This is a genomic window from Microcystis sp. M53598_WE2 (genome assembly GCF_030067735.1).
GTDB lineage: Bacteria > Cyanobacteriota > Cyanobacteriia > Cyanobacteriales > Microcystaceae > Microcystis > Microcystis aeruginosa.
The window spans coordinates 1-8322 of record NZ_JASJFE010000519.1; the positions used below are offsets into that span (position 1 = coordinate 1).

At 45.0% G+C, this 8322-nt stretch carries 7 protein-coding genes; 4 read left to right on the forward strand and 3 right to left on the reverse strand.

What is annotated here, in order from left to right; genetic code table 11:
* Positions 1–590: formylglycine-generating enzyme family protein (locus tag PX636_RS10545; protein WP_288117079.1), on the forward strand; the 590-nt coding region annotated here is incomplete at its 5' end.
* A 66-nt stretch (positions 591–656) separates the two neighbouring features.
* Here PX636_RS10545 and aspS read toward each other — a convergent pair.
* Positions 657–2444, reverse strand: coding sequence for an aspartate--tRNA ligase (gene aspS / locus PX636_RS10550; RefSeq protein WP_288117080.1), 1788 nt, complete (start codon positions 2442–2444; stop codon positions 657–659).
* A 357-nt stretch (positions 2445–2801) separates the two neighbouring features.
* Between aspS and PX636_RS10555 the strand changes: the two genes are divergently transcribed.
* Complete coding sequence (locus PX636_RS10555; RefSeq protein ID WP_288117082.1) at positions 2802–3584, forward strand: aldolase/citrate lyase family protein; 783 nt, start codon at positions 2802–2804, stop codon at positions 3582–3584.
* Between the two features lie 950 nt (positions 3585–4534).
* Here the strand turns inward: PX636_RS10555 and PX636_RS10560 are convergent.
* Positions 4535–5362, reverse strand: a complete 828-nt coding sequence (locus PX636_RS10560; RefSeq protein WP_288117085.1) for a DUF3598 family protein — start codon at positions 5360–5362, stop codon at positions 4535–4537.
* A 37-nt stretch (positions 5363–5399) separates the two neighbouring features.
* Here PX636_RS10560 and panD point away from each other — a divergent pair, with 37 nt between their 5' ends.
* A complete protein-coding gene (panD, locus tag PX636_RS10565) occupies positions 5400–5819 on the forward strand; it encodes an aspartate 1-decarboxylase (protein ID WP_288117083.1) in 420 nt (139 codons plus the stop codon).
* 74 nt (positions 5820–5893) lie between these two features.
* Positions 5894–7081 carry a TRC40/GET3/ArsA family transport-energizing ATPase gene (locus tag PX636_RS10570; RefSeq protein ID WP_002758246.1) on the forward strand — a complete coding sequence of 396 codons (1188 nt, stop codon included), beginning with the start codon at positions 5894–5896 and terminating at the stop codon, positions 7079–7081.
* Positions 7082–7534: 453 nt separating this feature from the next.
* On the opposite strand, the gene PX636_RS10575 is transcribed toward PX636_RS10570, so the two are convergent.
* Complete coding sequence (locus PX636_RS10575; protein WP_288117084.1) at positions 7535–8290, reverse strand: cobalt-precorrin-6A reductase; 756 nt, start codon at positions 8288–8290, stop codon at positions 7535–7537.
* Positions 8291–8322 lie beyond the last annotated feature (32 nt).

Here is an 8322-nt window from a genome sequence, read left to right on the forward strand (position 1 = left end):
AAGCGATCGCCGCAACCGCTAAAATAGACATCGACCTAGAGACAAACCCTTCTAAGTTCAAAGGGGATGAGCTACCCGTAGAAAGCGTCAACTGGTATCAAGCAACGGAATTTTGTAAACGACTATCAAGGGAAACAAAACGGGAATATCGACTACCGAGTGAGGCAGAATGGGAGTACGCTTGTCGTGCTGGAACCACCACCCCGTTTTACTTTGGGGAAACCATTACGGGGGAATTGGCTAACTATAATGCCTATAATTCCTATGCTGAAGAACCGGATGGAGAATATCAAAACGAAACAACTCCCGTGGGACAATTTCCCCCCAATGCCTTCGGACTGTACGATATGCACGGCAATGTCTCGGAATGGTGCGCCGATACTTGGCACTATAACTATGATGGTGCGCCGACGGATGGCAGTGTCTGGATAGAAAATCGGAATGATAATGGTTCTCCTCTGCGGGGCGGTTCTTGGTTCAGCCTTCCAATTAACTGCCGTTCCGCTTTCCGCCGCGGCAGCCCCCGCCGCCGCGACTACTACGACTTCGGCGGTTTTCGGGTGGTGTGCGGTGCTGGGAGGACTCTGTAGCAGAAAAGAATTTAACTTAGTGTCAACAGACTTTTAAAAATTAGGTGGGCAATGCCCACCCTAATCTTAGGATGGCGGTTTGTAGGTAGAAGCAACGGATAATTCCTTTAATTGCTTCGCTGCCACTGTTGAAGGTGCAGAAGTGAGTAAACAACTAGCTTGCTGGGTTTTCGGGAAAGCAATCACATCGCGAATCGATTCTTCTCCTGCTAACAACATCACCAAGCGATCTAAACCGTAGGCGATACCACCGTGGGGAGGGGTTCCGTATTCAAAAGCTTCTAACAAAAAGCCGAATTTATTATAGGCTTCCTCTGGGGATAGACCGATGGTGGCGAAGACTTTTTCCTGTACTTCCCGTTGATAAATCCGCAAACTGCCGCCACCGATTTCAATACCATTAAAAATCATATCGTAGGCTAGGGCGCGAGCGTGGGCTAGATCGTCTAAATCTTCGGGATTAGGGGCAGTAAAGGGGTGATGCAATGCTTCTAGGCGTTTTTCCTCGGCGTTGTATTCAAACATCGGGAAATCCGTCACCCAGAGGAGGTTGATTTTATCGGCATCAATTAATCCCAATTGTTCCCCTAAAACTAAGCGTAGGCGGGATAGGGATTTATTGACTGTATCGGTATCTCCTGCCCCAAATAAGAGCAGATGCCCCGGTTTTGCGCCAGTCTTCTCGATTAAAGCCTGTTTTTGTGCCTCTGTCAGGTTATCTTTAATCGCACCAATGGTATCAAAATCGTAGTCTTCGCGCACGCGGATGTAGGCAATTCCCTTCGCACCCGCATCGGTGGCTTCTTTGAATAAATCCCCACCCGGTTTGATTCTGACGTTGGAAATCGCCTCGTTACCGTTGGGAATCGGTAAAACTTTCACCGTTCCCCCACTAGCGATCGCACCTGAAAACACCTTAAATCCCGAATCGGCAAAAATCTCCGCCACATTGACCAATTCCAAGCCAAAACGGGTATCAGGGCGATCGACCCCATAGCGATCCATAGCCTCAGCATAGGTTAAACGGGGCAGGGGTAGGCTTATATCGATATTTTTGACTTTTTTGAAGATATGAGCGATTAAAGCCTCATTGAGGGCTAAAATCTCACTTAAGGAGAGAAAACTCATCTCCATATCCAACTGAGTAAATTCCGGTTGACGATCAGCGCGCAGATCTTCATCGCGGAAACAGCGGGCGATTTGATAGTAGCGATCCATTCCCGACACCATTAATAATTGCTTAAATAGTTGCGGTGATTGAGGTAAAGCGTACCATTGGCCCGGGTTGACACGGGAAGGAACCAGATAATCCCGCGCCCCTTCGGGAGTCGATCGAGTTAAAATTGGCGTTTCCACTTCGATAAAATGCTGTTCATCTTCGAGAAAACGGCGCATTTCTTTGACAACTTGGTGACGTAGTTGTAAATTCTGACTCATACGCTCCCGGCGTAGGTCTAGATAGCGGTATCGCAAGCGCACATCTTCCCGGACCGATTCACTTTCGGAACTGGAGACGACAAAAGGCAGTTGTTTAGTAACCCCGTTGAGAATCTCGATGCTAGTGGCGTAAATTTCGATTTCTCCGGTGGCAATGCGCGGGTTAAGGGATTCGGTAGGCCTTTGACTGACTGTTCCCGTCACCTTGATGACATACTCGTTTCTGACGGTTTCAGCGATCGGGTAGGAAGCGGGGGTTCGTTGGGGATCACTGACGATCTGGACAATACCACTGCGATCCCGTAGATCGATAAAAATAACGCCACCGTGATCGCGACGACGATCGACCCAACCGAAGAGGGTGACACTTTTTTCAATTTCGATCGCGCTAAGGTCGCCACAGTAGTGAGTTCGCATAGTCTAACTAGAGAATTACTTATATTACGAATGTAGTATAGAAAGGATGTGGCCAGAAAAAAATCAGACGGCCTTGTTCATTATGCCGGTATTTTGTCGCTCTTGTCCCTTTGTTTAGAGTATTTTTATGGTCTCCTAAGTAGCTGGTTTTAATTAAATTGAAGATAGATTTTGGGTTCGATCCCCCTTGCCACCCTTGATAAGGTGGGATCGGCACCCCCTTAATCCCTCCTGAATAAGAGGGCATCTGACAATTTTTAACACCTACCTACTTAGTCCTCAGCTATCGGCTTTTCGCGGATCGGCTATAATCAACAAGGCTCATCTAGCAGTTACCGATTTTCAACGATTAAAATCATGAATTCCTTAGAAAAAAAAATGGTGGAACTGTTAAGAGAACTCAGGGAAGATCACCATGTTTCGGGGGTAAAAGCGGAATTCGAGACGGAAGGAACCCGATTGACGGAAGCGATGCGGTTGAAAGAAATTAGTCTGAAAGCGGGGGTAGATTTTAATCTGAAAATCGCCGGTTGCGAAGCGATGAGAGATATCTTTGATGCGGTCAATTTAGGAGTCGATCGCTTGATTGCTCCCATGGTAGAAACAGCCTATGCTTTACAAAAATATCTGCGGGCAGCTAGGAGGGTTTTAGCTGATCAAGGGGTGGAAGATGTGGAGCTATTAGTTAATATCGAAACGATTACTGCCTGTGAGAATTTTCAGGAAATGTTGGCGATTCCAGAGATAAAATCTCTCCATGGTATCGTCATCGGACGGATGGATTTAGCCTGTTCTTTGGGATTAACCCGCCAGGATGTGAATAGCGAGCAAGTTTTGGCTCTGGCTTTACCTTTGGCAAAAAAAGCTAAGGCTGCCGGTTTGACTGTTGCCATTGGGGGTGGGGTGTCACTGCATTCTTTACCGTTTTTCAAAATGTTCTGCCAAGGACATTTTGACCGCTTCGAGACGCGCAAAGTTATCTTTGATTGTCCCCAAGCTTTGGATAATTTCAGTTTAGCTTTGCCAAAGGCGATCGAGTTTGAATTACTCTGGCTAGAGAATAAAAAAAATTATTATGGTGCTATTGTTCGTGAAGATGACCGGCGTTTAGAAATCCTCCATAATTTACTTTTTGGTTAAAGATACTGGTCCCTTGATTGATCGTGCAAAACCTAGACATATCCAATCAATCTGACAAATAAAAGGTAGGACTGGCTGAATAAATCTAAAAACCTTGTTGGATCAGATTTTTAGGCTTTTCTGAAATCCAAAAGTGCCAGGGATTGGAGTGATCAGGGGGAAAATCCCTGGACTTTTTCCCTGAAAATTAGGTAATTGACCACCTGAAAATGGGTAAAACCCTACACCCCACACCCTACACCCCACACCCTGCCCCCAAGAAAAACTTTTTCAGCAAGCCCTATATAGGAGTGATCAATCTTTGTGTCCTCTGTGTCTCTGTGGTTCCTTCCACACCCCCGCCCCCACCAACCAACTTTTTGCCGCAAACCCTAGATAGTTAACAGTTTCCCACCCCCAGTAGCTAATCTGGATACTTTCCTCGCAGCATATCTGGTACATTTTGTCAAAAAAACTTTTTCGTTTTAACATAAGTACACATATTTTTGGCAAAAGATCTTTTTCGTCAAAGGAGCAATTGGCAAGTTTTTACCGGGGACTAATTAGTAATCCTAGACGTGGTAAGGGTTTCAAGGCACAAGGACTAAAAATGCACAGAGTAACCCAATTCTTAGATTTTAGCAGCGGGCTGTAACTATTGCAATCTCGTTGACAAATAGGAATTTTTCTCAATTATTTTTTAAGAAAAGTAAAGATGAAGGAATGTAAATTTAAATCTTCTCAAGTATATTGGGATTTTGATAAATTTTGCTTATATAAATTAGCCCTTAGCATTCAGTTTCTTATCGCAGTTATCTTATTGGTGAAGTACAAAGTTGTTGTTTTGGGAAGTCTCCGAGCAAGGAGACGATGCCAAATCCAGTTATAATTCATCTTGATCAGAAACGCTATATTTTTCAGTGTAATTAGTCAATTTCCTTTTTATTATCAATCTAGCTGACGGCTGACGGCTAATAGCTTTCTTTTTCCTCTGTCACCAGAGTAATACCTGTCCATTCTCCCTTCTCGTTATAAGAACGAATTAAGCGCTGTCTTTGAGTAGGAGAAAGTAACCAACCCACCTCTAAAACAAAACGATGACCGGCAGTAATTTTCAGAGGTGTATTACAGGAGGCTCCATCGGGCAGCAGCAGGATTTGAATCGGCAGCGGACTATTTTCAAACAACAATCTTTGTCCCTCAATCCGAGCGCTAGAAGTAATTTGACTATCACCAAAAGTCAAAGTTTGCGAGAGATAATTATCCCCCTGACGCTCGATCGATATATGGGTAGAATAGGCAGCAGAATTATAAAAATCGCGTCCCGTTGTCACCGCCTGTCCTCGCCATTGACCCAGTAATTGCTCCACCGATAACATCGGTCTTTCTGGTGACTGAGAATCCACTAACTTTTCCCGAATTAAAGTCAAGCGATCGAACTCACAGCGCTCATTAAATAACTGTACGATTCTTAATCGTCTTTCTCCAGAGATTAACCCAAATTCTGCCCCGAATGGTGAGGAAAAACTACTAAAATATAGAGAACCTTGGCAAAAAGCTCCCGTCTGGCTAAATAGAATACCCTGATGGAGAGAACTATACTCTAAAATCAAATCTTCTGGCGCTCGATCGCTGTAGAGACGGCGGACCAATTGACGAATTGATCGATTATTATTAACGCCTTGCAAAGATACCAAAGTCGGGGTATCTTCGATCAGATCGCCTTGGGGAGACAGACGGGTAAAAGAACCTTGCCATTGACCGAGATTTTTTAGTAAACATTCCCACTGGGAGAGCATAATAATTGAAGTAATTGGGGGAAATAGGAAAAAATACATGGGAACAATTCGATTAATGCACGCCAAACTCCATCGAGTGCGCGTCAGCGAGGCTAACGTCGATTATGTCGGCAGTATCACTATCGATCGAGAATTGATTGAGCGGGTCGGTATTTTGCCCCTTGAAGAGGTGGATGTGGTCAATCTTAGCAATGGTAAGCGCTTTTCCACCTACGTTTTTCCCGGCCAAACTGGGGAAATTTGCCCCAACGGTGGTGCGGCGCTGCTCTGTCAACCCGGAGATATTTTGATTATCTATGCCTACGAACAACGTCCGAGGCAAGAAGTTCTCGAAAACGGTCATTTTGCCAAAGTTCTCGTCGCTGATGCCGAAAATCGCTGTCAGCAATTTTTTGAACAGAGCCTAATTCCCCGGGGTGATGGTCGGGGAGTGGAATTTTCTAGCCAAGAATGCTGATTCTTGTCCTCAATTTGTTAACTTTCCCGTCATAATAAGAATAAGTAATGTAAATTTTCTTAGAATCAGCCCCCATGCGTGTAATTCTCATGACCGGTAAAGGAGGCGTGGGTAAAACCTCCGTCGCCGCCGCTACAGGACTCCGCTGCGCCGAACTTGGCTATAAAACCCTAGTTCTCAGCACCGATCCCGCTCACTCTCTCGCTGACAGTTTCGATCTCGAATTAGGTCACGATCCTCGTTTGGTACGTCCCCATCTTTGGGGGGCAGAATTAGATGCACTAATGGAATTGGAAGGCAACTGGGGCGCAGTAAAACGTTACATTACTCAGGTATTGCAAGCTAGGGGTTTAGATGGAGTGCAAGCGGAAGAATTAGCGATTTTACCCGGAATGGATGAGATTTTCGGCTTAGTTCGCATGAAACGCCACTACGATGAGGGTACTTATGATGTGTTGATTATCGATTCCGCACCCACGGGGACAGCTTTACGATTGTTGAGTTTGCCAGAGGTGGGCGGTTGGTACATGAGAAGATTTTACAAACCTTTACAGGGAATGTCGGTGGCATTGCGACCACTGGTGGAACCCTTTTTTCGACCGATCGCCGGTTTTTCCCTACCGGACAAGGAAGTTATGGACGCTCCCTACGAGTTTTATGAGCAGATCGAGGCTTTAGAAAAGGTTTTGACCGATAATACTCAAACCTCGGTACGTTTGGTGACAAACCCCGAAAAAATGGTGATTAAGGAGTCTTTACGCGCCCATGCCTACCTAAGTCTCTATAATGTTTCCACCGATTTGATTATTGCTAATCGGATTATTCCCGACAAAGTAACCGATCCTTTCTTTGCTCGTTGGAAAGAAAATCAACAGGGTTATAAACAGGAAATTTACGATAATTTTCATCCCTTACCGGTTAAGGAAGTTCCTCTCTACTCGGAAGAAATGTGTGGTTTACCCGCTTTGGAAAGACTGAAAGAAACTCTTTTTGCTGGGGAGGATCCGACTAAGGTTTATTACCAAGAAAACACCATTCGGGTAGTTCAACAGGAAAATCATTACAGTCTGGAATTATATTTACCCGGCATACCCAAGGAACAAATACAGCTAAATAAAACTGGAGACGAGTTAAATATTCGCATCGGTAATCACCGTCGTAATTTAGTCTTACCCCAAGCTTTAGCAGCCCTGAAACCTTCCGGAGCAAAAATGGAAGATGATTACCTGAAAATCTCTTTTAGCAACGTGGTGAAAGTGTAATTTTCCTAGATTGGGTGGGAAGCTTTTCAGTGATCAGTGATCAGTAATCAGTGAACTGAAAAATAACATCTGATACTAAATCTGGTTATTAAAGACTGATTATTTATTCCCCTTTTTGCATGAGTGCATGAGTAGAAAACGGGTTTCTCCGAGAAACCCGTTTTCTGTGCGTTACTCAACGGATTTAGTATGATAACTGATAGCTGTCTCCCATCAACCCTCTCGACTGGGAAATTAATTTTGCACGACTACTTAGGGTTTGCGGCAAAAAGTAGGGGCGAAGCATTCGGATAGAAAATCTATGGTTTCAGCGATAGGTTATTGCCCGAATGCTTCGCCCTTACAGAACTTGAAAATCTTGCAGCTGCTTCGCCAAACAGGCCCCCAAACCCCTTACCTCGTCTATATTTCACATTTATTCAGCCAACCTTACTGAGAATTTTCCCAGAAAAATCAAGAGAGCCATCTTTTTTCTAACCATGCCAGGACACTTTTAACATCCGCCACTTTTTCTCCTTCAGGTACAGGTGGACGTTGCACCATGACCACGGTTATTCCCAACTCTCTAGCGGCGATAATTTTGGCGTAAGTGGCATCACCGCCGCTATTTTTACTCACGATCGCCCCAATCTTATATTCTTGCAAAAGAGAGCGCTCTGACTGCAAAGAAAAAGGCCCCCGTTCCAACAATAATTTTCCAACCGGTACGATGGCATCCGCTGCCGGTGGGTCAATCATCCGCATCAAAAACCAGATATTGTTTAGATGTGCATAACTGGCCAGTTCTTGCCGACCAATAGTGAGGAATATTCGCGGTGCTAACCCGGGTAAAATATTCGCCGCCGCTTGATTGTTTTCTACTTCAATCCAATTATCTCCAGATACTTTTTCCCAAGCTGGACGACTTAACATTAATCGAGGAATACCACAATCCGAGGCGGCTTGAGCGGCATTAAAGGAAATTTGCGCGGCAAAGGGATGGGTGGCATCAATTAAACAATCAATGCCTTCTTGGCGTAGATAATTGGCTAACCCGGCGGCACCACCAAACCCCCCCCGGCGAGAAGGAGTTGTGAGAGTAATCGGTTCTCTCGTGCGACCGGCAAAGGAAGCGATGGCATCTATACCCGGAATTGCCGCAATTTTAGCCGCTAATGCCGCCGCTTCCCCCGTTCCCCCTAAAATCAGCACTCTTTTATTTTTAGTCATCGAGCAATTGCCAAAAGGTTAACTAGGGTTTG